At 62.1% G+C, this 26,340-nt stretch carries 23 protein-coding genes and 3 pseudogenes; 6 read left to right on the forward strand and 20 right to left on the reverse strand.

Translation table 11 applies throughout. The annotated features are described in order from the left end of the window. Positions 1-18: 18 nt before the first annotated feature. The 14 genes and pseudogenes from MF410_RS28505 to MF410_RS28570 all read right to left on the reverse strand — a co-directional run bounded on the left by MF410_RS28505 (position 19) and on the right by MF410_RS28570 (position 16,172). Positions 19-717, reverse strand: a complete 699-nt coding sequence (locus MF410_RS28505) for an aspartate/glutamate racemase family protein (protein ID WP_097629765.1) — start codon at positions 715-717, stop codon at positions 19-21. 177 nt (positions 718-894) lie between these two features. Then, a pseudogene (locus MF410_RS28510) lies at positions 895-2,221 on the reverse strand (FAD-binding oxidoreductase). 149 nt (positions 2,222-2,370) lie between these two features. Further along, on the reverse strand, positions 2,371-3,795 hold the full coding sequence (locus MF410_RS28515; protein WP_222134772.1) for an aldehyde dehydrogenase family protein: 1,425 nt from the start codon (positions 3,793-3,795) through the stop codon (positions 2,371-2,373). A 26-nt stretch (positions 3,796-3,821) separates the two neighbouring features. After that, a complete protein-coding gene (locus MF410_RS28520; RefSeq protein ID WP_097629768.1) occupies positions 3,822-5,147 on the reverse strand; it encodes an FAD-binding oxidoreductase in 1,326 nt (441 codons plus the stop codon). Positions 5,148-5,274: 127 nt separating this feature from the next. Then, a complete protein-coding gene (locus tag MF410_RS28525) occupies positions 5,275-6,930 on the reverse strand; it encodes an ABC transporter ATP-binding protein (protein WP_222134771.1) in 1,656 nt (551 codons plus the stop codon). After that, on the reverse strand, positions 6,927-7,793 hold the full coding sequence (locus tag MF410_RS28530; RefSeq protein WP_097629770.1) for an ABC transporter permease: 867 nt from the start codon (positions 7,791-7,793) through the stop codon (positions 6,927-6,929). The genes MF410_RS28525 and MF410_RS28530 overlap by 4 nt, the downstream gene beginning before the upstream one ends. Continuing rightward, the gene (locus tag MF410_RS28535; protein WP_097629771.1) at positions 7,790-8,740 is read right to left on the reverse strand and encodes an ABC transporter permease; all 951 of its coding nucleotides are present in this window, start codon (positions 8,738-8,740) and stop codon (positions 7,790-7,792) included. The genes MF410_RS28530 and MF410_RS28535 overlap by 4 nt, the downstream gene beginning before the upstream one ends. A gap of 89 nt (positions 8,741-8,829) precedes the next feature. After that, complete coding sequence (locus MF410_RS28540; protein WP_097629772.1) at positions 8,830-10,440, reverse strand: ABC transporter substrate-binding protein; 1,611 nt, start codon at positions 10,438-10,440, stop codon at positions 8,830-8,832. 62 nt (positions 10,441-10,502) lie between these two features. Further along, the gene (locus MF410_RS28545; RefSeq protein WP_097629773.1) at positions 10,503-11,216 is read right to left on the reverse strand and encodes an HAD-IA family hydrolase; all 714 of its coding nucleotides are present in this window, start codon (positions 11,214-11,216) and stop codon (positions 10,503-10,505) included. A 145-nt stretch (positions 11,217-11,361) separates the two neighbouring features. After that, positions 11,362-11,610, reverse strand: a complete 249-nt coding sequence (locus MF410_RS28550; protein ID WP_143541942.1) for a hypothetical protein — start codon at positions 11,608-11,610, stop codon at positions 11,362-11,364. 76 nt (positions 11,611-11,686) lie between these two features. Then, a pseudogene (otnK, locus tag MF410_RS28555) lies at positions 11,687-12,966 on the reverse strand (3-oxo-tetronate kinase). A 3-nt stretch (positions 12,967-12,969) separates the two neighbouring features. Beyond that, entirely contained in the window at positions 12,970-13,746 is a 777-nt protein-coding gene (gene otnI, locus MF410_RS28560) for a 2-oxo-tetronate isomerase (RefSeq protein WP_097629776.1), read from the reverse strand. Positions 13,747-13,748: 2 nt separating this feature from the next. After that, positions 13,749-14,687: an L-threonate dehydrogenase gene (gene ltnD, locus MF410_RS28565; protein ID WP_097629777.1), complete on the reverse strand. Its 939-nt coding sequence runs from the start codon at positions 14,685-14,687 to the stop codon at positions 13,749-13,751. Positions 14,688-14,855: 168 nt separating this feature from the next. After that, on the reverse strand, positions 14,856-16,172 hold the full coding sequence (locus MF410_RS28570) for an MFS transporter (RefSeq protein ID WP_097629778.1): 1,317 nt from the start codon (positions 16,170-16,172) through the stop codon (positions 14,856-14,858). A gap of 240 nt (positions 16,173-16,412) precedes the next feature. Here MF410_RS28570 and MF410_RS28575 point away from each other — a divergent pair, with 240 nt between their 5' ends. Together MF410_RS28575 and MF410_RS28580 are read left to right on the forward strand one after the other, a co-directional pair. Next, positions 16,413-17,411: a LacI family DNA-binding transcriptional regulator gene (locus tag MF410_RS28575; protein WP_097629779.1), complete on the forward strand. Its 999-nt coding sequence runs from the start codon at positions 16,413-16,415 to the stop codon at positions 17,409-17,411. Positions 17,412-17,427: 16 nt separating this feature from the next. After that, complete coding sequence (locus MF410_RS28580; RefSeq protein WP_097629780.1) at positions 17,428-18,096, forward strand: aldolase; 669 nt, start codon at positions 17,428-17,430, stop codon at positions 18,094-18,096. A 60-nt stretch (positions 18,097-18,156) separates the two neighbouring features. Here MF410_RS28580 and MF410_RS28585 read toward each other — a convergent pair whose 3' ends face one another. Then, the gene (locus MF410_RS28585) at positions 18,157-19,200 is read right to left on the reverse strand and encodes a tartrate dehydrogenase (protein WP_097629781.1); all 1,044 of its coding nucleotides are present in this window, start codon (positions 19,198-19,200) and stop codon (positions 18,157-18,159) included. 211 nt (positions 19,201-19,411) lie between these two features. Continuing rightward, positions 19,412-19,612: a hypothetical protein gene (locus MF410_RS28590; protein WP_097629788.1), complete on the reverse strand. Its 201-nt coding sequence runs from the start codon at positions 19,610-19,612 to the stop codon at positions 19,412-19,414. 292 nt (positions 19,613-19,904) lie between these two features. Between MF410_RS28590 and MF410_RS28595 the strand changes: the two genes are divergently transcribed. Further along, on the forward strand, positions 19,905-20,126 hold the full coding sequence (locus MF410_RS28595; protein WP_097629782.1) for a hypothetical protein: 222 nt from the start codon (positions 19,905-19,907) through the stop codon (positions 20,124-20,126). Between the two features lie 37 nt (positions 20,127-20,163). Here the strand turns inward: MF410_RS28595 and MF410_RS28600 are convergent, their stop codons facing one another. Next, the gene (locus tag MF410_RS28600; protein WP_097629783.1) at positions 20,164-20,475 is read right to left on the reverse strand and encodes a hypothetical protein; all 312 of its coding nucleotides are present in this window, start codon (positions 20,473-20,475) and stop codon (positions 20,164-20,166) included. Positions 20,476-20,730: 255 nt separating this feature from the next. Between MF410_RS28600 and MF410_RS28605 the strand changes: the two genes are divergently transcribed. From MF410_RS28605 to MF410_RS28615, 3 genes and pseudogenes are all read left to right on the forward strand, one after another. Further along, positions 20,731-21,636 (forward strand): LysR substrate-binding domain-containing protein, encoded by a 906-nt coding sequence (locus MF410_RS28605; RefSeq protein WP_097629785.1) that lies wholly within the window; start codon positions 20,731-20,733, stop codon positions 21,634-21,636. A 55-nt stretch (positions 21,637-21,691) separates the two neighbouring features. Next, positions 21,692-22,821: pseudogene (locus MF410_RS28610) on the forward strand (HPP family protein). Between the two features lie 41 nt (positions 22,822-22,862). Continuing rightward, a complete protein-coding gene (locus tag MF410_RS28615; RefSeq protein WP_097629787.1) occupies positions 22,863-23,141 on the forward strand; it encodes a DUF6522 family protein in 279 nt (92 codons plus the stop codon). 42 nt (positions 23,142-23,183) lie between these two features. On the opposite strand, the gene MF410_RS28620 is transcribed toward MF410_RS28615, so the two are convergent. Genes MF410_RS28620 through MF410_RS28630 form a run of 3 tightly spaced genes read right to left on the reverse strand, consistent with a single transcriptional unit; the run spans position 23,184 to position 26,328 of the window. Then, positions 23,184-24,113: an electron transfer flavoprotein subunit alpha/FixB family protein gene (locus MF410_RS28620; RefSeq protein ID WP_222134770.1), complete on the reverse strand. Its 930-nt coding sequence runs from the start codon at positions 24,111-24,113 to the stop codon at positions 23,184-23,186. 23 nt (positions 24,114-24,136) lie between these two features. Then, on the reverse strand, positions 24,137-24,886 hold the full coding sequence (locus tag MF410_RS28625) for an electron transfer flavoprotein subunit beta/FixA family protein (protein WP_222134769.1): 750 nt from the start codon (positions 24,884-24,886) through the stop codon (positions 24,137-24,139). Positions 24,887-24,897: 11 nt separating this feature from the next. Beyond that, entirely contained in the window at positions 24,898-26,328 is a 1,431-nt protein-coding gene (locus MF410_RS28630) for an aldehyde dehydrogenase family protein (RefSeq protein WP_239620979.1), read from the reverse strand. Positions 26,329-26,340: the final 12 nt, after the last annotated feature.

Below are 26,340 nucleotides of genomic sequence, written 5' to 3' on the forward strand. Positions count from 1 at the left end.
TACCGCACCCCAACTCCGTTAGGTTCCGCCCTGGTCCTTTGGCGCCGCCAAACGCCGTTTCACGTTTTCGATCCCAAGTACCGGGCTTGTCAGAACTGGAAGACCGTGGTGCATGCCCTGCACTGCACGAGCCATCGAGGCCTGCGCAAAAACGATCACGTCGACCTTCTGCGACAGCTCTTCCAGCGCTCGGCGGATTTGCGCGTCATGCGCTTCGACGTTCCCATCGGCGAGGAATTGAAACGCCCCGTGAACAAGCACATCGTCGATCACGACATTTTTGCCCGCCTCGCATGCCTGGCGCCTCAGCAGATCTGCTGTCGGCACCAGCGTTGTAGATAATGTCGCTAGGACGCCTATGCGGTTTCCATGCGCGACAGCGGCTTTGGCCATGCCTTCGTCAATACGGAACAGCGGCACAGGACAAAGCGGCGCAATGGCATCGACCGCCGGCCCAAGCGTTGAGCATGTGACGACGATCGCATCTGCCCCGGCGTCGACTGCTGACCATGCGTAGGTAGCCAGCCTTCGTTTCGTCAGATGGCATAAAGACCCGCGCTCGATGGTATTTCTCAACAGGCTCTCGTCGAGGATCGCGAACGGCTTCCAGTCGGGCAAATGTTCTTTAGCAAGGGCCCGAAACTCCGAAACAAGATCGGACACCGTGTGGATGAAAGCCAGCTTTCTGACAGAGGCACTGGCAGTTTGAATTGACATATGATTTCCCATCCGGGTGTTGGAAACTGATTGGGGGAAATGTGCAGCAGTTCATCACGTTAACTCGGTGTGCGAATCCTTCTCTGTTACGGATCGGGCAAGATCGCGCTTTGACCCCATAGAAATGCGCCAGCTCGCAATCGCTCTGTGCCTGTGCTTCCACGCGAATGAATTGCGTCAGATGGCGCCAACCTCAATTTTCGATCTGTCCCTGAAACGCGAGAGGCGGAATGGTGTCGGATCGACGATTGCCGTGTCGCCCCCGACCAGATCCGCCGCCAGATGGCCAATGCCAGGGCCGGCGCCGAAGCCGTGTCCGGAACAACCTGCGGCGACAAACACTCCGCCGATGCTGTCCACCGGTGAAATCGCGGGTATGGCGTCCGGGGTGGAGTCGACATATCCACCCCAAGCAGACGTGACGCCGGCCTCGGCAACGGCGGGGAGCAGGGCTCTTATCCGCGCCATTATGGCAGCCGTCATCCGAATGTCCGGAGCAGGATCGAGTACGCGAATGCGTTCGAAGGGGGTCGGCCTATCGAGACGCCAGCGACCGAGTGTTTCCGGACCCTCGAAAAACGAGCGGCCTATGCCGATCTCGACGGCCTTCCGTCGTTTCAGGAACATCGGCAGAAACGGGCGAGCATAGCGGATGCTCTGCGGCGTGAGCTCGAGCGTCGCTCTGCCGCTGACGGCTATGGTGTAGCTGCCATCGATCCGGCGCGTCAGGGCGCAATCAGAAGTATAGATTGCGCCTCCAAAATCGGGTGCAGGACCGGTCCGCAAGGCGGTCTGACGGACACTGGCCTGCGGCAGGCAAACCGCATGCACGCGCAGAAAAGCAGAAGCCCAGGCGCCGGCGGCACATAGCACCCTATTGGTGCGGATAAGGCCTTTCTCGGTGACGACGCCGCTTACTTGGCGATTGGTGATATCCAGGCCGCGCGCCGCGCAGTTCTGATGAATGGTCGCGCCATGTTTGCGCGCGCCCTCGGCTATCCGAGGAGCGGCGAGCCAGGGCTCAGCCTTGCCGTCGTCCACCGCGTGGACACCGCCCAGCCATTTGCGGCCGTCGGCCGCTGGAACAGCGGCGGCGGCCTCGCTGGCGGTCAGCATTCGGGTATTGACGTCAAACCTTCGGGCAACCTCGCGCCAACGTTCCCATTCACCGAGCTGCTTCTGGATCAGCGGTTGCATAGAGGAGCCCGCAACGGCGAAAGCCAAGGTCATGCCCGATCTCTACGGTCAGCTCTTCCCATAGGCGCAACGCCAGATTGGCAAGCGGCAATTCACGTTCATCCCGGTTCTGCCGACGGCACCAGCCCCAGTTCCGGCTCGACTGTTCGCAGCCGACATATCCCTTTTCGACAAGCGCTACCGATAGACCGCGCCGTGCCAAGAAATAGGCCGCGCTGGCGCCAACAATCCCGCCCCCGATGATGACGACATCTGATGACGTGGGTAGAGTTTCATCGCTGCTGATGTGGTGGATTAAAGGGGACATGGCGGCCTCAAGGTGAATGATAGCCGGCAGTATCAAGAAAAGGGTGCGGCAGAATGCACTGGTTGCAGCGGATTCGCCGTATTTTGCATCGAATATCGTCGGTCGGAAAGTGACGGCGGCTTTGAGCCGGCAGGCGCGTCAGAGCATGCCTAATCTGCGTGCCCGACAATACCCTTGATCTCGGTGAATTCCTGCAATCCGAACTTCCCGTATTCGCGGCCGTTGCCGGACTGCTTATAGCCGCCGAACGGAGCTGCGCTATCCCATGCGGATTGATTGAGGCGCACGATGCCGGTGCGAAGCCGACGGGCGAGCGTCCGCGCCTCCTGCGGGTCGCCTTGGATATAGGCGGCGAGACCGTAGGGTGTGTCGTTGGCGATCGCGACAGCATCGTCCTCGGTGTCGTAGCCGATGATCGACAGTACGGGGCCAAAAATCTCCTCCCGTGCGATGGTCATCGAATTCTTCACGCACGCAAATACCGTCGGACGCACGTAATAGCCCGCGTTCAGATTGGATGGGCGCCCGGGACCGCCGGCCACCAATTCGGCGCCCTCGGCAATGCCTTTCTCGATCAGCGCCTGGATCTTGGCGAATTGGGCAGCGCTCGCCACCGGACCAAGATCAGTGCCCGGGTCATGAGGCGGTCCGACCGTCAGCGATGCTGCCGCCCTTGCTGCGATGGCACTCGCTTCATCCATGCGTTCGGCCGGCACCAGCATCCGGGTCGGCGCATTGCATGACTGTCCGGAATTGGCGAAGCACCGGCGCAGGCCGGCTGCGACCGCCGAACCAAGATCGGCGCTTCGCAATAGGATGTTCGGCGACTTTCCGCCGAGTTCCTGATGCACCCGCTTGACGGTCGGCGCCGCTGCCTGCGCGACGGCGATCCCCGCCCGCGTCGATCCGGTAAACGAGACCATATCGACATCGGAATGGCCGGCGAGCGCCGCGCCGGCAGTCGGTCCGTCACCCTGAACCAGGTTGAACACGCCTTTCGGGACACCCGCCTCATGCATGACTTCGGCAAAGACGAGAGCGTTGAAGGGCGCGATCTCAGACGGTTTGAGCACCATCGTACAGCCTGTCGCCAGCGCGGGAGCCACCTTGCAGGCAATCTGATTGATCGGCCAGTTCCATGGCGTGATCATGCTCACGACGCCGACCGGTTCGTGAACGATCCGGGTCGAGCCCTGCAGATATTCGAAGTCGAACTCATCGAAAGCCCGGATTGTCTCTTCGAAATGCGCCGCACCCAGCCCCGCTTGGTCCGCCCGTGCCATGGCCAGCGGGGCACCCATTTCGCGGGAGATGATGTCGCCGATCTCGTGCTGACGGCGCTTCAGGATCATCAGAACTCGCTCAAGGAGCGCCCGCCGCTCCGCCTTCGTCGACTGTGAGAAGATCGGAAAGGCCGCGCGGGCGGCTTCGATCGCCCGCTCTGCATCGGCCATGCTGCCGATCGCTATCGTTCCGATGGATTGTTCGGTCGACGGATCGATCACGTGAAGCTCTCTCAGCCTTTCGGGATCGACCCACTCACCGCCGATATAGAATTTGTGGGCGTTTTTCATGCAATGTCCCTCCGGCCGAGCCGAAATCAAAAGTCGGCCACTTTGCCCCAGGCGGATGTCCCGAAACGGTCCGGATGATAGGGCCGGGGATCGACGATCGGCTCATCGCCTGTGGCGATATCGGCAATCAGATGACCGGCGCCCGGCCCGATGCCGAAGCCGTGGCCGCTGAAGCCCGCAGCAAGGATGAAGCCGGGAAGGGAGGCGATCTCGCCGATCCCCGGCACGCCGTCGGGTGTGCTGTCGATATAGCCCGCCCAGGCCGCGCTGATGCCGGTTTTCTTCAAGGCGGGTAGAAGCTCGAGCGCGCGCGCATGCGTCAGGCGGATGGTCGCCTGATTGATCGCGGGGTCGAGGATGCGCATGCGCTCCATCGGCGTCGGCCTGTCGAGCCGCCAGCGTGCAAGAGACTCGTGGCCGGAACGAAACCCCTCCAAGCCGCCGGGCGCGAGACTGCGCCATCGCCGGGCGAACATCGGCAGAAACTCTCGGGCGAAGCGGAACTGCTGCGCGGTCGGATCGACGCGGCCGCGGCCGCTGATCGCCAGCGTGTAGCCGCCATCGCTGCGCCGCGTAACGGAGACCGCGGACGTGTGGAGTGCGTCCGGCAGCCCGCTTGCCCCAGGCGAAACGGAAAGGATCGACGAACGGATCGATGCCTGCGGAAATCGAATGCCGAGCTGGCGGCAGAAGGTAGAGGCCCAGGCGCCGCCGGCCAGGATCGCGATTTTTGTCCGGATCGTGCCGTGCTCGGTGACGACGCCGGCGATCCTGCCGCCTTCGATGTCGATGCCGCGGGCCGCACAGGATTGATGCACCGTGCCGCCGAGCTTCAGGATCGCCCGCGCGACGGCGGGCGCGGCGCGTGCCGGATCGGCGGTGCCGTCGGTCGGCGAAAACACCCCGCCCTTCCACGACGCGCCGGTGGCGCGCCCGCGTTCGGTTGCCTCTGCACCGCTCAGCATATGCGTCGTGACGCCGACCGAACGCGCGAAGTCGCGCCAGCGTGCCCAGCCGGCCAGTTCCTCGTCGCTATTGCTGAGATAGAAGAGGCCGCAGCGGCGAAACCCGGTATCCTCCCCAGTCTCGGCAGCGAAGCGCTCCCACAGATCGAGGCTCTTCGTCGACATCGGCAGTTCCCGGGCGTCGCGGTTCTGCTGCCGGCACCAGCCCCAGTTGCGGCTCGATTGCTCCGCCCCGACAAGGCCTTTCTCGACGAGCGCAACCTTCAATCCGCGCCGGGCAAGATAATAGGCCGCGAAAATGCCGACGATACCGCCGCCGATCACCACAGCATCGGCGGCAACGGGCAGCTCCGCTGTGGTATCGACGCGATCGAGCGGTGCAGGCATGGTGTCGTCTCCGTTTCATACTCTAGAGCGGTTCAGCCTTTCGCCGAAGCGCAGAACCTCTCTAACATTTTGTTTTTACCTGATTTCCGGTGGAACGTTGCCGGACAAACGATCGCGACGGCGACCCTCATTGCCGACAATACGCCCGCACCAGTTCAGGATCCTGCTGGAGACCGTCGAGCCAGGCCGGATCAAGCGTCGGTACTGAGGAGAAGAGCAGCTGCGAATAGGGATGCGTCGGCGCCTTCACCGTCGAGGGCGTGATTTCCTCGACCTTCCGGCCGCCATACATCACCACGATCTCGTCGCAGATCGCCTCTACCACAGAGAGGTCATGGCTGATGAAGATGTAGGAGAGACCGAGTTCCCGCTGCAATTCCTTGAGCAGGTCGATGACCGCGGCGGCAACCACCGTGTCGAGCGCCGAGGTAATCTCGTCGCAGAGGATCAGCTTCGGATCGGCGGCGAGCGCCCGGGCGAAATTGACGCGCTGCTTCTGCCCGCCCGAGAGTTCTCCCGGCCGGCGATGGCGCAGGCTGCGGGGCAGGCGCACCATGTCTAGAAGTTGATCAATCCGGGCATTTCGCGCCTGCCGATCCATACGATGGTAGAAAACCAGGGGCCTGGCGAGAATGTCCTCGACCGATTTTGCTGGGTTGAGAGCGGTATCGGCATATTGAAAGACGATCTGCATCTCGCGCAACTGGTCGCGCGAACGCTCGCGAGCGCTGCGGCGCAGCTCCGTGCCGTCGAAGACGATCTTGCCGATTGCCGCCGGCAGGATGCCGGCGATGGTGCGGGCGAGTGTTGACTTGCCGCACCCGGATTCGCCGATGATGCCGAGATTTCGCCCTTTCTCCACCTTCAGGCTGACGTGCTCGACCGCGCGAACGAGGGGCAGGCCGTCGGCCTGGCGCTGTCCATAACCCGCGACAAGATCTTCGATCTTCAGAAGCGGCGCGGTCGCACTTGCTGCCAGTGCTGCCGCGCCGCGCGATTTCGGTTCAAAGGCCGCGAGCAGCTCTTTGGTATAGGGATGCTTCGCATTGTTGAGGATTTCATTGGTGGTGCCGGTTTCCTGGGCCTCCCCGCCTTTCAACACGACGATGCGGTCGGCGATCTGCGCGACGACGGCGAGGTCGTGCGAGACATAGACGCCTGATATGCCGCCCTTCTTCATGACCGATTTGAAAGCGCGCAGCACTTCGATCTGGGTCGTCACGTCGAGCGCCGTCGTCGGCTCGTCGAAGATGACGAGGGTGGGGTCGCCGATCAGCGCCATGGCCGCGGCCAGGCGCTGCAGCTGGCCGCCGGAAACCTGGTGCGGGTAACGGCTGCCGATCGTTTCGGGCTCCGGCAGCGACAGCGCCCGGAAGAGCTCGACCGCCCGGGCGCGCGCAGCCTCCGGCGACATCAGCTGATGGATACGGGTGACTTCGATCACCTGGTCCATGATCGTTGTGGCCGGGTTGAAGGCGGCGGCGGCTGATTGCGGGACATAGGCGACTTCGGTGCCGCGCACCTTGGCGCGCTGCTTCTCGCTGAGCGTGACCATGTCCTTGCCGCCGACCGAAACACTGCCGCCGGTGATGCGGCAGCCCGCACGGGTATGGCCCATCAGGGTCAGGGCGATGGTCGTCTTGCCCGAACCGCTCTCGCCGATCAGCGCGATGATCTCGCCTTCGGCAACGTCGAGGCTGACACCCTTGATGATTTCGACACGTCGGCCGGAATCGGTGGTGGCCTCGATTTTCAGGTCGCGGATTTCAATGAAATTGCTCATGACACGCTCCGGTCGCGAATCTTCTGCGGCAGGTTGTCTATCAGCAGGTTGACGCTGATCGTCAGGCTGGCGATCGCAAGTGAGGGAAACATCACTGCCGGCGCGCCGAACGGCAGCCCGCCGATATTCTCGCGCACCAGCGCACCCCAGTCGGCATAGGGCGGCTGAACGCCAAGGCCCAGGAAGGAAAGCCCGGAAAGGAGCAGAACGATGAAGACGAAGCGGATCCCGAGGTCGGCGAGCACCGGCCCGACGATGTTGGGCAGAATTTCCGAGCGAATGAGATAGAGGGTGCTTTCGCCGCGGATGCGCGCGACCGTGATGAAATCCATCGCATTGATGTTGACGGCCAGCGCCCGGGCGAAGCGGTAGGCGCCGGGAATGTAGATCACCGACAGTGTCAGGACCAGAACCGGGATCGAGGAGCCGACGGCGGCGACCACGACCAGACCGAACAGCTTGCTCGGGATGGAATTGAGGGCGTCGAGGAAGCGGCTGAGGATCGTGTCCAGCCAGCCGCCGGCGACCGCTGCGATCATGCCGAGCACGACGCCGCTGAAGCAGGCGATCGTTACCGCCGCCAGCGAGATGCCGACCGTGTACCGCGCGCCCATCAGAATCCGCGAGAGCATGTCGCGGCCGAGATAATCGGAGCCGAGCCAGAGTTCCCGGCTCATCGGGCCGAAATAGTCGAGATCGACAATTTCGCCGACGGGATAGGGGATGATCAACGGCGCGAAGATCGCGACGAGCGCCCAGGAGAGGATCACAGTGAAGCCGATCGCGCCGACGATGTTGAAGCGATAGCCAAACCGGGTCCCGGACAGCCGGCCGGAGGTGGTTTCGGAACTGGTCATGGTCATCGGAGCCTCGGATTGGAAAGGATGGCGATGATATCCGCGACGGTGATCAGCAGCAGGTAGCCCAGGCAGAAGATCATCGCGCAGCTCTGGATTAGCGGCAGATCGCGGGTGGCGACGGCATCCAGCATCAGCTTGGCGATACCGGGATAGTTGAAAATGGTCTCGACGATGATCACGCCTCCGAGCAGATAGGACAGCGAAAGCGCAACGGCATTGACGATCGGGCCAAGCGCATTCGGCAGTGCATGGCGAAATACGATGCGCGGCCGGGAGGCGCCTTTGAGCAATGCCATCTCGACATAGGGTGTGTTGAGCGTCTCGATAACAGCTGCGCGCGTCATGCGGATCATCTGGGCCGAGACAACGAAGGTGAGGGTGATCACCGGCATGGCATAGACGCGCAACAGGTCGGTCATACTATGGACCTCATTGGCGAAAGACAGCGCCGGCAGCCATTTCAGATAGACGGCGAAGATGAGCGCGGCGGAGGTCGCGACCATGAACTCCGGCACGGAGATGACGCCGATCGTGATCACCGTGACAATCCGATCGTAAAGGGTGCCGCGCAACATCGCCGCAGTGATCCCGAGCGTGAGCGCGATCGGCACTGAGAAAAGCGCGGTGACGCCGGCAAGTTTCAGCGTGTTGACGAAGCGGCCGGCGATGAGAGCGGCGATCGGCATGTTGTTGGCATAGGACGTGCCGAGGTCGCCCTGCAGCAGTCCGACTAACCAGCGCAGGAAACGAAAGAGCGCCGGCTCGTCGAGATGCATGGCCTTGCGCAGGCCCTCGACGGCTTCTGGCGTGGCGGCTTGGCCGAGCAGGATCGTCGCCGTATCTCCAGGCAACAGCGTTGTCGCGAAGAAGACGGCGAAGGAGACGATCACCAGAGTTATCACGGCGACGAACAATCTGCTCAGTACAAGGGATAAGACCTGGCGGTTCACGGGCGTCTTCCCTTTGCGTTCGAGTTGAGTTCCATCAATGCAGATGGAGGAACTGGGGCGCGGCTGCTGCCCCAGTCTCCTTTGCTTAATCAGACTTCAAGCCAGACATATTCCGCGAAAGCGTATCCCATCTGGCCGCCGAGCGGGTTGGCTTCCAGGCCCTTGAGCTTGGCAGTCGTGGCATCGACGTTCGAGATATAGGCCGGAATGATAGTGCCGGCTTCCTGGGCGACCATGCCCTGCATCTCGTTGTAGATTGTCTTGCGCTTGTCTTGATCGAGAGAGCCACGCGCCTCGATCAGCATCTTGTCGAACTTCTCCGACTTGTAGTGGCTTTCGTTCCACGGAGCGTCCGAGGTGTAGAGCAGGGAGAAGAGGATATCCGGGGTCGGCCGCGGGTTGATATTGCCGAAATGGATCGGCGCCTTGAGCCAGTAATTGTCCCAATAACCGTCGGATGGCACTCGCTGCACATCGAGCTTCATGCCGATTTCGGCGCCGGCCGCCTGGATGATCATGGCCATGTCGATCGACGAGCTCGCCGCATCGGAAGCGATGATCGGGATGGATTGGCCAAGCACGCCGGCCTTGTCGAAGTGGAACTTCGCCTTCTCAGGATCGAAGGCTCGCGCTTTCAGCTCTGCGTCATGATAGAAGTTCGCCGGTGAAACGGGTTGATCGTTGCCGACTTCGCCGAGACCGCGTAGCGCCGATTTGACGATCTGTTCGCGGTTGACGAGATACTTCATGCCCTCGATGAAGTCCCGCTTATTGCCGGGCTCCATATCCAGTCGCATGTTGAGATTGGTATAGTTGCCGGACGTCGTCTTAGACAAGGTGAAGCCGTCGCCCTGGGCCTCGACGAGGCGCATAGAGCGCGGATTGATCGTGGCTGCAAGATGGATGTCGCCCGCAAGCAGTGCGTTTACACGGGCATTGTCGTCGCTGATCGCGAAATATTCGAAGGAATCGACGTTCGGGCCGGATTTCCAATAATTCTTGTTCTTGATCCCGACCGAGCGAACGCCCGGCTCGAAGACTTCCTTGACGAATGCGCCGGTGCCGTTGGCCTTGGTGAAATCGGTCGTGCCGTCGGAAACGATCATGAAGTGATGCATCGACAGGATGGTCGGCAGGTCGGCGTTCGGGCTGGCGAGCGTGATCTCGACGGTCTGTTTGTCGACCGCCTTGAAGCCGGTCATCTGGGCGGCGATTTTTGCGACCTTCGAGCCGACGGACGGGTCGAGATGGCGCTTCAGCGAGAAGACCACGTCGTCTGATGTCAGCGGCTTGCCGTCATGGAAGGTAACGCCGTTCTTCAGCTTGACCGTCCAGGTCTTCGCATCCTTGGACTCGATCACTTCGGCAAGCTCCATCCGCGGCGTGCCTGATTTGTCGAGGAAGGTGAGGCGGTTATAGAAGGAGCAGCACCGGACATAGTCGGTGGACAGCGACGCCTTGGCGGGGTCGAGCGTATCGGCCGTGGAGGACGACCAGCCGGCCGCCTTGAGCGAGCCGCCGGAAACGGGCGTGGCGGCGAGCGCCTTGCCGGCGCGGCCAAGCACGAGCCCGCCGGCCGACATGGCCACGCCGCCCGCAAGCATCATATGCAGCAACTCGCGACGGGTGGCGCCACGGCGGATGGCGCTTTCGACCATGGCGTCGTCGGATCTGGTCCAATTGGTGATTTTGTCGTTCATCTCATTCCCCTTTCTTGTGTGGCGGGCTGCCCGTTCCGGGCAGGTCCGATCTGCTTTCAAAGTCAGGCGCGCGCGGCGGCCACGGCATCGGCAAGGCCGGCCATGGAGGTGAAATGGTAATCGGGTTTGGTGAACTCGGCCGGTTCGATCGTGCCGCCGTAACCCTTCTCAGCATGTCGCCGCTCGATCCAGCAATTGGTCAGCCCGAGTTTCCTGGAAATGCCGATATCGTGGTATTGGCTCTGGGCGACATGCAGGATGTCGTCCTTCGAATGTCCTTGCGAGACGACGTAGGCGAATACCTTCTCGAAGAATGCGGGATCGGGTTTCTCGGTGCCCGTATCATCCGCCGTGAAGGCGGCATAAAAGGGATTGCCGAGCTCTTTCTCGAAGAAATCGAATGCCCAGCGGCGGGCGTTGGTCATCGCAACGAGGCGGTAATCCTTCGCAAGACTGGCCAGCGCTGCGGCGCTGTCTGCAAAACCCTTCCAGCCCTTGGCCGAATCCCGCAGCTGTTCGCCATATTTTTGCTCAGTGGGCAGGCCGAGCTTCGGCGCGATCGCCAGGTAGACGCGCACGAGGTCGTCGGGAAAGAGATTGGCATCCTCGGCATAGCGGGCTGCACGGTAGAGGGTCAGCGCCTGCTCGCCGTCGACGGTCGTTCCCGCCTCGGCGGCGATATGGCCGATGCAGGTCTTGAGGCCGCTCTCGAAGTCGATGAGCGTGCCGACGACATCGAATGTCATATATTTGAATTCCGGAAGGCTCTTGCTCACGTGAATTCCCCAGTGTTCGGCTCCCAGTGGGAGCATGGTGTCTCGAAGAAGAATATTCTGTTCCCGCGGGCGAGATCGTTGTCCCGCTCTTCTGTGGAAGGCCTCGCATTTGCCGGGATCCGAGCCCTTCAGTGATCGTAGTGTGTCACCTGCACCGCGCCGGATTCTCCTGAAAGGCGTCATATGGCGGCACAAAATACCGAATCTGACCGTTTCGCGATATTCTGAGGCTTGCATCGCCCACGCGCCGGTCGTCGTAGTTCATGGTTTGTTCTTGGCGGGCGCCCGTGCGCTCGATGATCATGTCTGCCGTTTCGGGCTGCGCGCGGCAGCGCATGGCAAGGACGCCATCGTCGAAGGCGGGGAATGACGAGGCCAAAGGCAGCGTGTTCAAGCGCCGTGCTGGCGGGGGAATCGGCGGTGCCGGCGGGTGCCGTTTCCGCCGGTACTTCCGCCAGACCGGAGATAGGTCAGTGCATCATCGCCAGCGCTGCCGCAAAGAAATCCTCACCTCCGAAGTTGCCTGACTTCAAAGCCAGAAGCATGTCGCCCTGGGCATTGCCGACCGTGCGCAGCACCGGCACGCCGGCCGCAATCTCAGGCCCGATCAGAAATGCTGGAATGGCAAGCCTGTCGACCGCTGCGCCCGACGTTTCTCCGCCTGCAACCACGAGGCGCCGGACGCCTCTTGCCACCAGTTCGGCTGCGATGATCGAGGTTGCGGTCTCGATCGCATGGCCGGATGCGTCCCGTCCGTAAAGGGATTGCAGCCGGGCCACGGTTTCGGGTGCGGCGCTTGCGGCGACCACGATGGGGCCGGCGGCGATGCGGTCTCCAGCCCAGGAAATCGCCGCGGCGATCTCATCCGGGCCGGCAAGCAGCCGTTCCGGATCGAGCCGCAGGACTGGCATCGACCGTTCGGCGACCTCGAGTTGGCGCAACGTTGCCTTGGAGCAACTGCCGGCAACGATCGCGGAAAGCCCGCCGACCGGGCGAATGACGTCTGCCGGCGCCGCTCCGCCGGACGATATCCGACCGGAGCGGACCAACGCGCGGGCAAGGCCGAGACCGAGCCCGGATGCGCCGGTGGATACCGGTGTTTCCAATGCGATCTCGCCGAGCGTTTCAAGATCCCGCTCGAAAATCGCATCGGCGATGGCAGCGGTAACGCCGGCCGCGCGCAGGGCCTCGAGCCTCGCTTTGACGGCGCAAGGTCCGGCCGCGATGGCGGTGAGATCGATCAGCCCGACAGCACCATGCGATTGCCGGGTGAGAACCCGCACGAGATCGGCGTCGTGCATCGGGTTGAGGGGTGGTCCTTGAGCGGGCTTTCGTTCAACGGCTGTCCGCCGACGAAAAGATGGCCAAGATAGACGGTGCGACCTGCTTCCGGGAAGGCTGGCGTGACCAGCACGATGCCGCCGCCCGCAGCGTGTCTCAATGCCTCGGTGACGGGTCCGATATTGCCGGCATCGGTGGAATCGAAGGTCGAACAGATCTTGTAGAGCACGTGGCTCGCGCCGCGCCGGCGCAGCCATCGTTCGGCGCTGGTTGCGGCAGTCACCGCGTCCGAAGCCGGGACGGAGCGGATCTTCAGGGAAACGACGACGGCGTCGACGTCAGGCAGAGCGAGCGACGGATCGGGGATGCCGACCGTCTGCACCGTGCGCAGCCCGTTCTTCGTCAGCGTATTGGCGAGGTCGGACGCGCCCGTATAGTCGTCGGCGATTGATCCGAGCAAAATGGCCATTGTCTAGCTCCGTGCAAAAGATCTGAACCAGCCGAGGCCGTCCAGTGTATGGCCGCGCGGGATGTATTCGCAGCCGATGAACCCGTCGTAACCCAGGCGGTCGATTTCGCCGAAAAGGTAGGGGTAGTTCAGTTCTTCCCCGTCCGGCTCGTTGCGGGAGGGCACGCTGGCGATCTGGATATGGCCGGTAATCGGCAGCAGGCGCCGCAACGCTATTGTGACGTCGCCATGGATGATCTGGCGATGATAGATGTCGAACTGGAGTTTCAGGTTGGGCAGGCCGGATTCGGCAATCAGCGTTTCGGCGGCGCCGAAGTCCTTGAGGAAATAGCCTGGCATGTTTCGGCCGTTGATCGGCTCGAGCACGAGATCGATGTCTTTGTCCGCAAGCCGCCCGGCAGCATAAGTAACGGAGCGCCGATAAGAGGCGGCGGCGGCTTCATCATGAGGGTCGGCGATGCCCGCCATCAGGTGCAACCGCTTGACGCCGGTCGCCGCCGCATAGTCGAGTGCCCGTTCGACATCGGCCTTCAGCGCATCGAACCGTCCGGGAAGGGCTGCGATGCCGCGCTCGCCTGCCGCCCAGTCGCCCGGCGGCAGGTTGAACAAGGCCTGCTGCAGATTGTTGCGGGCAAGCCGTTCGGCGATTGCCTCCGGCGCAGCTTCGTAGGGAAAGAGGTATTCGACGGCGGCAAAGCCGGCATCGGCTGCGGCGTCGAAGCGGTCGAGGAATGCCCATTCGTTGAACATCATCGTCAGGTTGGCGGCGAAAACCGGCATGGCTAGCGTTCCCCTTTGTTGGAACCGGGCAATTCCGCCCCGGAAAGCTGGGCATAGAGCCGTGCGAGCGAGGAATCGTCATCACGGCCCATGCCGGCGCCGGCGGCGGCCAGATACATTTGCAGCGCCGCCGCCGCGAGCGGCACCGGATAACGCTCGGATCGGGCCATGTCCTGGACGATACCGAGATCCTTGACGAAAATCTCGATGCTGCTGAGCGGCGTATAGTCTCCGGCCAGCACATGCGGCACGCGGTTTTCGAACATCCACGAATTGCCGGCTGAGGCGGTGATCACCTCATAGACTTTGTCGAGGTCGAGGCCCTGCTTGGCAGCAAATGTTATGGCCTCGCAGGCGGCGGCGATGTGCACGCCGGCGAGAAGCTGGTTGATCATCTTGAAGGCCGCGCCTGCCCCGGCGGCGTCGCCGAGCTCGTAGACCTTGCCGGCCATGGCGTCGAGACCCGGACGGGCGGCGTCGAAAGCCTGTCTGGAGCCGGACGCCATGATCGTCAGCTCGCCCAGCGCAGCCTTGGCTGCGCCACCTGAAATCGGCGCGTCGAGATAATGCAGGCCGAGAGCTTGTACCCTTCGTGCCAGATCGCGGGCAACGGCGGGATCCATGGTGGCCGAGGAGATGAAGACGGCCCCGGGCTTCATCGTGTTCGCGACGCCTTTCGGCCCGAACAACACGGCTTCGGTCTGGGCGCCGTTGACGACGACGGAGACGACGATGTCGGCGTCCTTCGCGGCGCCGACTGGGGTCGCCGCCCCACGTCCGCCGTCGGCGATGAAGCGATCCACCGCCGCCGGCGTGATGTCATATCCGACGACATCGAGCCCGGCGCGCTTCATCGACCGGGCCATCCCCAGCCCCATGGAACCGAGACCGATGACGGCCGCGACGACGACAGGGCCTGGATTTTCAGCAAGTGGTGACATCAGGAGGTTCTCCGGTCTCGTGAGAAAAACTCTGTGCCCTCCGGGTGCAGTCCCGGAGGGGCCTTAGAGCGCCGTGCGTCCATAAGACACGCTAAGGACGCTCTAACATTTTGAATTTGCGCATAATCCTTTGCGAAAATCGATTCCGATTTTCGGGGATGCGCGCGTTCAGCGATTGACGGTTTTGGCGGGAACCGTCAACACGGCGAGCGAGCCGATGATCAACGCAGCCGCCAGCAGATACATGCCGGCGCTGTTGGTGCCGGTGAAGTCCTTCAGATAGCCTACCAGAAATGGCCCTAGGAAGCCGGCAAGGTTGCCGACCGAGTTGATCCAGGCGATGCCGGCCGCTGCACCCGTGCCGGCAAGAAAAGCTGTCGGGAGCGACCAGAAGAGCGGGGCGCAACTGATGGCGCCTGCGGCGGCGAGCGAAAGGCAGACAATCGAGATCGTCGTGCTGGTCGCTATCGTCGCCGCGACAAAACCACCGGCGGCGACGACGGCCGGGACGACTAGGTGCCACCGGCGTTCGCGCAGCCTGTCGGCCGAGCGCCCGAGGGCCAGCATGACGACGAATGTGCAGATATAGGGAATCGCGGAAATCAGGCCGATATTGAGGTTTCCGCTGACGCCTGAGGCTTTCACGATTGAAGGCATCCAGAAATTCAGGCCGTATTGCCCGAGCACGAAGCAGAAATAGATCAGGCACATCAGCCAGACGCGGCGGTCGGTCAGCGTTGCGGCAATGCTGTGCGGGCTGGTTGTCTTGACCCGGTTCTCCGCTTCGATGTTGGCCGTCAGCACGCGCTTTTCCTCATCGTTCAGCCATTTCGCGTCATGGATCGTATCATCAAGATAGAAGAAGGTCGCGACGCCGAAAAGAATGGCCGGAACGGCTTCGATCAGGAACATCCATTGCCAGCCGGAAAGGCCGTGCGTGCCATGGAAACTGTCCATCAGGAGACCCGAAAGCGGATTGCCGAAAATGGCGGATATCGGGATCGCGGACATGAAGGTCGTGATGATCCTGGCGCGGCGATCGGCCGGATACCACGCTGTGAGATAGAGAATGATGCCGGGAAAAAATCCGGCTTCGGCAACGCCCAGTAGGAAGCGCAGCACATAGAAGACCGTTTCCGATGAGGTGAACATGAAGGCGGCGGAAATGATGCCCCAGGTGACCATGATGCGGGCAATCCACATCCGGGCGCCAACCCTGTTCATGATGACGTTGCTCGGCACCTCGAACAGAAAATAGCCGATGAAGAAAATGCCGGCGCCGATGCCATAGGCAGCTTCCGAGAGGCCGAGTTCGCTCGACATCTGCAGTTTGGCGAAGCCGACATTGACGCGGTCGAGATAGGCAACCACGTAGCACAACATTAAAAACGGCACGATGCGCCAGAACACCTTGGCATAGGCGCGGTCTTCCGCCGTCCGTGCGGGAAGTGCGCCAACGGGCGGCGCCTGTGTCTGCAGAGTCATGATTTTCTCCTCCTATTGTTGCCGCGGTCTCCTGTCGGTCCTCCCGCAGCACGCCAAGCCATTTTTGGCAGCGCTGCCATTCTTACTAATCCATTTTGGCAGCGCTGCCAACAGCAAATTGGTAGCGCTGCCAAAAAATCCTTGCTTCTTGATGGGAGCGGTGAAAAATGGTGGTAGCGCGGCGGTTGCCGACGGACATATCGGCAGACCATTCCAATAGAGCTTGGGTTCGGACATACGATGGAATTCAAACCGCAGGTGACGGTGACGCTTGCCGAGGTTGCGGAAGCAGCCGGTGTTGGCGAGAGCACGGTGTCGCGCGTGCTGCGCAATCACGGCTCGTTTTCCGGCAAGACGCGGGAGCGAGTGATGGCTGCGGTTGAGCGGCTGGGCTATGTGCCGAACCGGATCGCCGGGACGCTGGCCTCCACCGGCTCGCGCCTGGTCGCCTTTGTCATCCCCTCGCTGTCCAACATCGTCTTCCCCGATGTGTTGCGCGGCGCCAGCGCCGTCCTGGAGGAGAACCGGTACCAGGCGGTATTCTCCGTCACCGACTATGATCCGGGTAAGGAGGAGGCGCTTGCCGCTGCGATGCTCGCCTGGCGGCCGGCGGCGGTCATGCTGGCGGGATACGAACATACCGACGGGACAGTGAAGATGCTGCGCGCCAGCGGATGCCGGGTCGTGGAACTGCTCGATCTCGACGGAGATGCACTCGATATCGCGGTCGGCTTCTCGAACCGCGCGGCCGGGCGGGAGAGCGCTGGCTTTCTGCTGAAGCGGGGCTATCGCCGGATCGGCTATGTCGGTCACGATCTCAATCGTGACACCCGCGCCGGCAAGCGGTTTTCAAGCTTTTGCGAAACGCTGGAGGCCGGCGGCGTGCCTCTCGTCGCGCGCGAAATTCTCGCCGGCGCTTCGTCGGTGGAAAACGGCAGGCTAGGGCTGGAGCGGCTGCTTGCCCGGACGAGGGATCTCGATGCGGTTTATTTCTCCAATGACGATATGGCGCTCGGCGGCTATTTTCACTGTCTGGCCGAGGGGATCGCTATCCCTTCGAAGCTTGCCATTTTCGGCTATAACGGCCTCGATATCGGCCGGGCGATGCCGCAGCCCTTGTCGACCATCCGAACGCCGCGTGTGTCGACCGGACAGATCGCCGCGCAGCTGGTCGTCGCCAACGCGCCGCCCCAGGCCGTCGATCTCGGTTTTGAGCTGATCGAAGGCGCAACCGCGTAATCTTGGAGGAAATGTCATGTCCGACGCGCGCCAGCGTGAAGAAATTTGCCGATACGGCCGCTCGCTGTTTGAGCGCGGGCTGACGCCCGGTTCGTCGGGCAACATATCGTTGCGGCTCGATGATGGCGGCTGGCTGGTGACGCCGACCAACGCCTCGCTCGGTTTTCTCGATCCGGCACGGATCTCCAGGCTCGATGCCGAAGGCTGGCTGCTCTCCGGCGACAAGCCGACCAAGGAAATTCCGCTGCATACCGCCCTCTACGACACACGCGGCAGCGCCCGCGCCATCGTCCACCTTCACTCCACGCACGCGGTGGCGCTGACCATGCTGCCGGAGATCGATCCGCGCGCCGCCTTGCCGCCGATGACCCCCTATTATCTCATGCGCGCCGGCGAAACCGCTCTGGTGCCCTATTATCGTCCCGGCGATCCGGCGGTGGCCGACGCCATCCGCGGGCTGGCAGGCAAGTATTCGTCGGTGCTTCTGGCCAATCACGGACCCGTCGTTGCCGGCGATAGCCTGGAAGCGGCGGTCTTTGCGACCGAGGAACTAGAGGAAACGGCAAAGCTCTATCTGCTGCTGCGCAACCTCAATCCCCGTTATCTCAGCCCGGGACAGGTGGCAGATTTGGTCGACACGTTCGGCCTCGACCTTCCTTCGCATCACGATCACGACGACCATTGAACGGCCCAAACCGGATTCAGGTCGGGCGACCCAATCCGCTCACTTCGTCCGCATCTTGTCCTAATCGAGCGCCGAAAGCACCGATGCCGTGATTGCGTCCGTCTTGTCCCTGCCGGGACTTGCACCGATGCCGCGTGCAGTCGTTGCCTCGATTGCGGCCATCACCTTGCCGGCGGCGACCGTTTCTCCAAGGTGCTCCAGCATCATCGCGCCCGACCAGATGGCGGCGATCGGATTGGCGATGCCGAGATGGGCGATATCCGGCGCGGAACCGTGGACGGGCTCGAACATCGACGGCGCCGAGCGATCGGGATTGATGTTGGCGGAGGCTGCAAAGCCGAGCCCGCCCTGGATGGCGGCGCCAAGGTCTGTCAGGATGTCGCCGAACAGGTTGGAAGCGACGACCACATCGAGGCTCTCAGGCGCCATGACCATGCGGGCGGCCATGGCGTCGATATGATAGCTGGTCACCTCGACATCGGGATATTCAGCGGAAAGCCTTTCGGTGGTCTCGTCCCAGAAAACCATCGAATATCTCTGCGCGTTGGACTTTGTGACCGAGGCAAGCTTGCCGCCCCGCGCCCGCGCTTGTTCGAAGCCGAAACGCAGGATACGCTCGACGCCCTTGCGGGTGAAGATCGAGGTCTCCACGGCCACCTCGCTGTCGGTCCCCTGATGGACGCGGCCGCCGGCGCCGGAATATTCGCCTTCGGTATTTTCACGAATGCAGAGGATGTCGAAATTCTCCGACCGCAACGGTCCCTGCACACCCGGCAGCAGCCGGTGCGGGCGGATATTGGCATATTGCACGAAAGCCTTGCGGATCGGTAGCAGAAGCCCGTGCAGCGACACGGAATCGGGCACTTTGCGAGGCCACCCGACGGCGCCGAGCAGAATGGCATCGAACGAGCGCAGCGTTTCGATGCCATTGCCAGGCATCATGCTGCCGTTCTCCAGATAGTAGTCGCAGGACCAGGGATAGCTTGTCGTCACAAGCGAGAATCCGTTCCGCGCAGCCGCCTTTTCGAGTACGGCCTTGGCTGCCTCAGTGACGTCGCGGCCGATACCGTCTCCTGGGAGAAGGGCGATCTTATAGGTCTTCATGGCAGGTCCTCTCACCGGCTGATCAGCACATTCTTGCTCTGCGGGTTGCGCCGTGCGGGAATGACTGTAGAGGAAGGCTCCGACTTTATTTGCCGAAAGCGGCCGGGATTTGGTCGATTGTTGGGTTTACGCCGGCATCGCCAGTGCATTCTCTCGAGCGATCTGGATCGACGGAAATCGATTGAGCGGATTCATCGGCGGTCGGTCGGATTCAAGCGCCGGGATAGACGGGCGTGGAGGCCTGAGCCTGCCGGCGTTCGGATTCGGGGCGGAACGAGCGGTATTGCCAAAGACCGTCCGGGGATTGCCGCCGGTAGACGGTCTCGAGCCAGAACACGGTGTCGTCGATCGGCAAGACCGGATGCCAGGCGTACCATTCAGACCAGATCTTGCCGGCCTGTTTGCTCTCCATGGTCATTATTCAACTCCGCATGCTTGGAGGCGTTCATGAGATCGAAAAGCAGGCCGTGAAAGTTGCTGCTGTCGCCGCTCACGGAACGTTTCTTCTCGTTAGATGGGCCCCTGATCCCACCAGCGGATTTATTCCTCAGTGAAGAATAACAATGAAATATCATTCTTCAATAGAGATTGTTTTCCCGCGCTGGGTGAGAATTCCTTGGCTGTATCGCGGCGCGTTCACGGCTGTCAATGTATATCGTAATACGATATATGTAAAGAGCGCCGATCGTTGAGGAGTGAGCTTCATGGAAAGCCGATTGCATCCCGTATTGCACCGCCCCGTGCTTTATCCCGCCGATAAGGCGTTTGAAAATCTCAGGCAGAGGGGTCATGCCTTGCTTGATAGTGGAGACGCAGGCCGCTGGGAGCTTTTGCGGGCGGAGTGGCGGTATGATGTGGCGCTGCTCACGAATGATTTTCGTCTTTGGATGCAGCATCTCGACAGAGGCTTCGATATCGCCAAATAGGCGAGTATTCGATCGTCGCCTGGAAAAACCGAATGGCTCAGTTGATCGAACGAAAGCCGAGATAGACCGCCAGGCTGATGGCGGAGAGGGCGATCGTCAGTTTGGGTCGGGCATCGTCGAACATGGCTGCCAGCAGCAGGCCGAGCGACAGGATGGCGGATGTCGCCCAGAGATTCTGATCGGAGACGGTAATGGCCAGCGCCCCCAGAAAAACGGCGCTTGCGACGATCGTCACGGGCGCGGACTTCTCGGCGAGATCGCCTCCCGGGAGATAGGGCAGGAGAAAGCGTCGCATGCTCAGGCCGGAAGCGATGCTGAGAAGAAGACAGGTCAAGACAAGATGCGCCATGGGGTCGTCGCCGATCGATCTGCAGATGGAATTGCCGATGCAAACCCCGTGCCAGCTGCAAACACCGCAATTCCCGCCAAGTGGCGGCAATATCGGCCGCCCGTGGCTATTTCCTCGGCGCCGCGTTGTTTTTTTCGGCAACTGTTCCCTCTTCGCTTGCGCCGGCAAATTATATCGCAATACGACTTGAGTGGCGGCGATGATTTTTGTATGGAGAATTATCTTTCTCCATAATTCTGGAAACGAGATCTTTCATTGGACCTTTCGTCGCTCGAAATATTCCGCGCTGTCGCCGGCGATCGCAGTGTTACCAAGGCTGCCAAGGCCGTCGGTCGGGTGCCGTCGAATGTGACGACGCGCATCCGGCAGCTGGAGGACGATCTCGGTGTTTCCCTGTTCAGCCGTGACGGCAAGAAGATGACGTTGACGCGGGAGGGGGAGACGTTCCTGGCCTACGCCAACCGGCTGATGGCGCTTGCACTCGAAGCGCGCCAGGCCGTGCGGCCTCTCGCCCCGTCGGGAACATTGCGCGTCGGCACCATGGAAAGCACGGCGGCGAGCCGGCTGCCCGCGGTGCTGACGCAATTCAACCGGATGTGGCCTGATGTGTCGCTTCATCTGACGATGGGCGCATCCCGCGATCTCGCCCGCGCCGTCGTGGCCGATGCACTGGATTGTGCGCTGATTGCCCGCCCGCCGAAGGCGATGCGCGGGGAAGAGATGAGTTTCGAGGCCGAGCTTAAGGCGCTGGCGATGGAACCGGTCTTTGTCGAGGACCTGTTGATCGTGCTGCCATCAGGGCATCCCGCCGTCAAATCCGCTGCCGACCTGCGTGTCGGGTCGATTGCCGCTTTGGAGCCTGGCTGCACCTATCGCCGGATCGCCGAAAACTGGGCGCGCAAATCGACCGCCATGCCGACGAGCGAGCATGGCTCCTACCATGCGATACTGGCGAGCGTCGCGACCGGCAATACCGCCGGCGTCATACCGAGATCCGTTCTCGACCTCATGCCCTGGCCAACATCCGTCCAGACTCATCAACTGGGACCTGTCGAGACGCTGCTGGTCTACCGCAAGAACGATCGCCCCAGCGCCTTTAACGCCTTCCACGAAGTCCTCAGCGCGACAAAAGGCAGGGATATCAGGCTTGCCACAAACTAGCCTTCATGCCTTCCCTCAGTCCGCCAGATAATCCTCGCTCAACATTGGTCTTGTCATGCCGCACCCCGTTTCCCCGAAGGTGGGACCGAGCCGCTTCCGTCGCTTCCGTCTGTTTTCACCGATTCTGGCCGGCGCGACCTTACGCGAGCGGCTGATCGCATGTCTCGGCGCTTTGCTGGCCATCGGCCTTACCGGCGTCATCAGCGGCTATCTCTTCGGGCAGGGGCCGCACCTTCCCCTGATCGTCGCGCCGATGGGGGCATCGGCGGTGCTTCTTTCGCGGTGCCCGCGAGCCCGCTTGCGCAGCCGTGGTCGATCATCGGCGGCAATACCATTTCCGCCCTGATGGGAATCATTGCCGCCTATTTCATCCGCGATCCGATCATCGCGACCGGCGTCGGCGTGTCGCTTGCTATCGGCGCCATGTCTTTCACACGCTGCCTTCATCCGCCGGGAGGTGCTGCGGCGCTGACCGCCGTTCTCGGCGGCCCCGTCGTCGCCGGCTGGGGTTTCCTCTTTCCCTTCGTGCCGGTCGCCCTGAATTCCTGCCTTCTTGTCGGTCTCGGCCTGCTGTTCCACAAGCTTTCCCGGCGGAACTATCCGCATGTCGTTCCAAAACCCGCTGAGAACACCCATCGCACGATCGACCTGCCGTCCGCCGTGCGGGTGGGTTTTCGTGAGGAGGATGTCGATGCGGCCCTTGCAGCGCTCGACGAAACCTTCGATATCGATCGCGCCGATCTCGGCCGGCTGCTGCAGCAGGTCGAGCTGCAGGCGGCAATCCGCTCAAACGGCAAGATCAGCTGCGCCGATATCATGTCGCGCGACGTGATCGCCGTCGGCGAAGCTGCGGAACCGGATGCCGCACGGCACCTGCTTTTGAAGCACAATATCCGCACGCTGCCGGTAAAGGACCCGGAGGGCCGCCTGATCGGCAGCGTCGGCTTGCGGGAATTGTCGACCAGCATCGATACGATCGCCGGCGCAATTTCAAAACCGGCGGTGGCAAGGCCTTCGGACCCGGCCCTGTCGCTGCTTCCCATTCTGACGGACGGGCGCACGCATGCCGTCATCATTGTCGATGACGATTACCGGATTCTCGGCCTGATATCGCAGACCGATCTCCTCAGCGCAGTGGCGCGGCTGCTGCCGAACGACAGTGCTCCGATCTCGGCGGTGGCCTGAACTTTGGTCGTGGATTGTCAAGCAGAGGGAGGAATGAGCCGGTGTTGATCGAGCGCGATCCGAATGGGGATTTTATCCTGGACTCATCCGAACTCGCGGAACGGTTCGGGCTGTCCCTGGCCGATCTCCGCCGTCACATGCGACATGGCTCACTCGTCAGCACCGTGGAAATCGGCACGGCTGAACACGAGGGTACCAAACGGGTGTCGCTTCGGCTCGGCAACAGGCTTTGGCGCGCGGTACTGAATGATGCGAACGAGGTGCAGCACGAACAGATGACCGTGCTTCGGGGAAAATCATCCGAGCGAAATTCGGGCTGACCCCATCCATCATGAGGAGCGGCTCTAATGCCGCCGCTCTATTCAGAGCGCCTTTTCCAGTTCCGGCAGGGCTTCGAACAGATCGGCGACGAGGCCGTAGTCGGCGACCTGGAAGATCGGCGCCTCCTCGTCCTTGTTGATGGCGACGATCACCTTGCTGTCCTTCATGCCGGCCAGATGCTGGATCGCCCCGGAGATGCCGGCGGCGATATAGAGCTGCGGGGCGACGACCTTGCCGGTCTGGCCGACCTGCCAGTCGTTCGGCGCATAACCGGCATCGACGGCCGCGCGGGATGCACCGACGGCAGCCCCGAGCTTGTCGGCAAGCGGCAGGATGACTTCCTTGAATTTTTCCGCAGAGCCAAGTGCCCGGCCGCCGGAGAGGATGATCTTCGCCGAGGTCAGCTCCGGACGGTCGGAGGCCGACAGCGCATCCTTCACGAAACGCGACAGACCCGGATCGGAGACCGCCGCGATCGCCTCCACCGTTGCAGAGCCGCCTTCGGCAGCCGAGGCAAACGAGGCGGTGCGCACGGTGATCACCTTCCTGGCATCGCTGGCCTGCACCGTCTGGATGGCATTGCCGGCATAGATCGGCCGCTTGAAGGTGTCGGGGCTGACAACCTCGATGATCTCCGAGACCTGGGCGACATCGAGCAGGGCAGCGACGCGCGGCAGCACGGTCTTGCCGACCGAGGTGGCGGCAGAGACGATGGTGTCATAAGAGCCGGCGAGCGAGACGATCAGGTCGGCAAGCGGTTCGGCCAGATTGTTGGCAAGCGCGTCGCTTTCGGCCAGCAGCACCTTGGAGACGCCGGCGAGCTTGGCAGCGGCATCGGCCGCAGTCTTGGCGCCCTTGCCGGCGACGAGGATGTGGATATCGGAGCCGATCTGGCTTGCTGCCGTCAGCGCCTTGGCGGTCTGGTCGGAAAGGCTGACATTGTCGTGGTCGGCCAGAAGAAGAATGGTCATGATGGTGTTCTCTCTTTCCTGCCTTAAAGCACGCCGGCTTCGTTCTTCAGTCTGTCGATCAGTTCGGCGACCGACTTGACCTTGACGCCGGCCTTGCGGCCACTGGGTTCCTCGGTCTTCAGCACCTTCAGCCGCGGCGTGGTGGAGACGCCGAAATCATCAGGCGACTTCTTGTCGAGCGGCTTCTTCTTCGCCTTCATGATGTTCGGCAGCGAGGCATAACGCGGTTCGTTGAGACGCAGATCCGATGTGACCACCGCCGGCAGCTTGATCTCGATCGTCTGCAGGCCGCCATCGACCTCGCGGGTGACCTCAGCCTTGCCGTCGCCGATCTCGATCTTCGAGGCGAAGGTCGCCTGCGCCGAACCGAGCAGTGCCGCCAGCATCTGGCCGGTCTGGTTGCTGTCATCATCGATCGCCTGCTTGCCGACGATGATCAGACCCGGCTGTTCGGCATCGGCGACACCCTTGAGGATCTTGGCGACCGCCAGTGGTTCGACCGCATCATCGGTCTCGACCAGGATCGCCCGGTCGGCACCCATGGCGAGCGCCGTGCGCAGCGTCTCCTCGGCCTTGGCAGGGCCGATCGACACGACCACCACTTCCTCGGCCTTGCCGGCTTCTTTCAGCCGCAGCGCCTCTTCCACCGAGATCTCGTCGAACGGGTTCATCGACATCTTCACATTGGCAAGCTCGACACCGGAACCATCCGGCTTCACTCGGATCTTCACGTTGTAGTCGACGACGCGCTTGACGGGCACGAGAATCTTCATGGTGTCCTTCCTTACGCAAATGTATAGGCTGTCTTGACCGAGGTGTAGAATTCCGCGGCGTACCGGCCCTGTTCGCGGGGGCCGAAGGACGAGCCCTTGCGGCCGCCGAACGGCACGTGGAAGTCGACGCCGGCCGTCGGCAGGTTGACCATAACCATGCCGGCTTCGGCATTGCGCTTGAAATGCGTCGCATGTTTCAGGCTTGTGGTGGCGATGCCGGAAGACAGGCCGAAGCTTGTGTCGTTTGCGACAGCGAGTGCTTCGTCATAATCCTTCACCCGGATGACGGCGGCAACCGGGCCGAAGATTTCCTCCCGCGCGATCCGCATCTGGTTGGTCGCTTCGGTGAAGAGCGCCGGTTCGAGATAGAAGCCGGGTGCTGCCCGCTCCAGCCCGTTGCCGCCGAAGGCGAGCCTTGCGCCTTCGTTTCGGCCGATGTCGATATAGTCGATGTCTTGTTTCAGCTGGCTTTGATCGACGACCGGACCGATATGCGTGCCGCTCTTCAGCGCATCGTCGACCACAAGACCCTCGAGGCGTTTCGAAAGCGCCGCCACGAAGCGGTCGTGAATACCTTCGGTCACGATCAGCCGCGAGGATGCCGTGCAGCGCTGGCCGGTGGAGAAGAAGGACGAATTGGCAGCTGCCTCGACGGCGACGTCGAGATCGGCATCGTCGAGCACCACGAATGGGTTCTTGCCGCCCATCTCCAGCTGGAACTTGCGGTTATGCTCTATCGAGGCAAGCGCGACGCGTTTTCCGGTCGCCGCTGATCCGGTGAAGGTGAGCGCATTGATATCGGGACTGTCGAGCATGGCCTGGCCGACCACGCTGCCGCGTCCCATGACGAGGTTGACGACGCCGGCGGGTGTGCCCGCCCGATGGAGGATTTCGACGAGGGACCAAGCGCAGCCGGGCACGAGATCGGCAGGTTTCAGCACGACCGTATTGCCATAAGCAAGTGCGGGCGCGATCTTCCAGGCAGGAATCGCGATCGGGAAATTCCACGGGGTGATGACCCCGACGACGCCCACCGGTTCGCGCGTGATATCGATGCCGACGCCGGGGCGGACCGATGGCAGCGTTTCTCCCGACAGGCGGAGAACCTCGCCGGCGAAGAAATCGAAAATCTGGCCGGCGCGGGTGACTTCGCCGATTGCCTCGGTCAGGGTCTTGCCCTCCTCGCGGGCAAGCAGGCTTCCAAGCTCCTCCTTGCGCGCCAATATCTCGTCGCCGGTCTTCTTCAGGATGGCATGGCGTGCCAGGATCGGCGATTGCGACCAGACCGGCAAAGCCGACTTTGCGGCCGCGATGGCCGTCCTGACGTCATCAGCGCTGGCGCGGGAGAATTCGCCGACAATGTCATTGGTGTTGGACGGGTTGATGTTCAGCGAGATATCGCCTGCAACCCATTCCCCGGCAATCAGGTTCTTGTGCAGCATGAAGGTCTTCCG

This window comes from Rhizobium sp. C104, from assembly GCF_022354505.1.
GTDB lineage: Bacteria > Pseudomonadota > Alphaproteobacteria > Rhizobiales > Rhizobiaceae > Rhizobium > Rhizobium redzepovicii.

What these genes read in the sequence shown, in the direction of transcription:
- MF410_RS28540 (WP_097629772.1), bottom strand. Translation starts at nt 10,440, where the DNA reads ATGAACGACAAAATCACCAATTGGACCAGATCCGACGACGCCATGGTC.
- ltnD (WP_097629777.1), bottom strand. Translation starts at nt 14,687, where the DNA reads ATGTCACCACTTGCTGAAAATCCAGGCCCTGTCGTCGTCGCGGCCGTC.
- MF410_RS28590 (WP_097629788.1), bottom strand. Translation starts at nt 19,612, where the DNA reads ATGGAGAGCAAACAGGCCGGCAAGATCTGGTCTGAATGGTACGCCTGG.
- MF410_RS28630 (WP_239620979.1), bottom strand. Translation starts at nt 26,328, where the DNA reads ATGCTGCACAAGAACCTGATTGCCGGGGAATGGGTTGCAGGCGATATC.
- MF410_RS28620 (WP_222134770.1), bottom strand. Translation starts at nt 24,113, where the DNA reads ATGACCATTCTTCTTCTGGCCGACCACGACAATGTCAGCCTTTCCGAC.
- MF410_RS28505 (WP_097629765.1), bottom strand. Translation starts at nt 717, where the DNA reads ATGTCAATTCAAACTGCCAGTGCCTCTGTCAGAAAGCTGGCTTTCATC.
- MF410_RS28525 (WP_222134771.1), bottom strand. Translation starts at nt 6,930, where the DNA reads ATGAGCAATTTCATTGAAATCCGCGACCTGAAAATCGAGGCCACCACC.
- MF410_RS28520 (WP_097629768.1), bottom strand. Translation starts at nt 5,147, where the DNA reads ATGCCTGCACCGCTCGATCGCGTCGATACCACAGCGGAGCTGCCCGTT.
- otnI (WP_097629776.1), bottom strand. Translation starts at nt 13,746, where the DNA reads ATGCCGGTTTTCGCCGCCAACCTGACGATGATGTTCAACGAATGGGCA.
- MF410_RS28580 (WP_097629780.1), top strand. Translation starts at nt 17,428, where the DNA reads ATGTCCGACGCGCGCCAGCGTGAAGAAATTTGCCGATACGGCCGCTCG.
- MF410_RS28530 (WP_097629770.1), bottom strand. Translation starts at nt 7,793, where the DNA reads ATGACCATGACCAGTTCCGAAACCACCTCCGGCCGGCTGTCCGGGACC.
- MF410_RS28625 (WP_222134769.1), bottom strand. Translation starts at nt 24,886, where the DNA reads ATGAAGATTCTCGTGCCCGTCAAGCGCGTCGTCGACTACAACGTGAAG.
- MF410_RS28570 (WP_097629778.1), bottom strand. Translation starts at nt 16,172, where the DNA reads ATGACTCTGCAGACACAGGCGCCGCCCGTTGGCGCACTTCCCGCACGG.
- MF410_RS28600 (WP_097629783.1), bottom strand. Translation starts at nt 20,475, where the DNA reads ATGGCGCATCTTGTCTTGACCTGTCTTCTTCTCAGCATCGCTTCCGGC.
- MF410_RS28595 (WP_097629782.1), top strand. Translation starts at nt 19,905, where the DNA reads ATGGAAAGCCGATTGCATCCCGTATTGCACCGCCCCGTGCTTTATCCC.
- MF410_RS28585 (WP_097629781.1), bottom strand. Translation starts at nt 19,200, where the DNA reads ATGAAGACCTATAAGATCGCCCTTCTCCCAGGAGACGGTATCGGCCGC.
- MF410_RS28515 (WP_222134772.1), bottom strand. Translation starts at nt 3,795, where the DNA reads ATGAAAAACGCCCACAAATTCTATATCGGCGGTGAGTGGGTCGATCCC.
- MF410_RS28575 (WP_097629779.1), top strand. Translation starts at nt 16,413, where the DNA reads ATGGAATTCAAACCGCAGGTGACGGTGACGCTTGCCGAGGTTGCGGAA.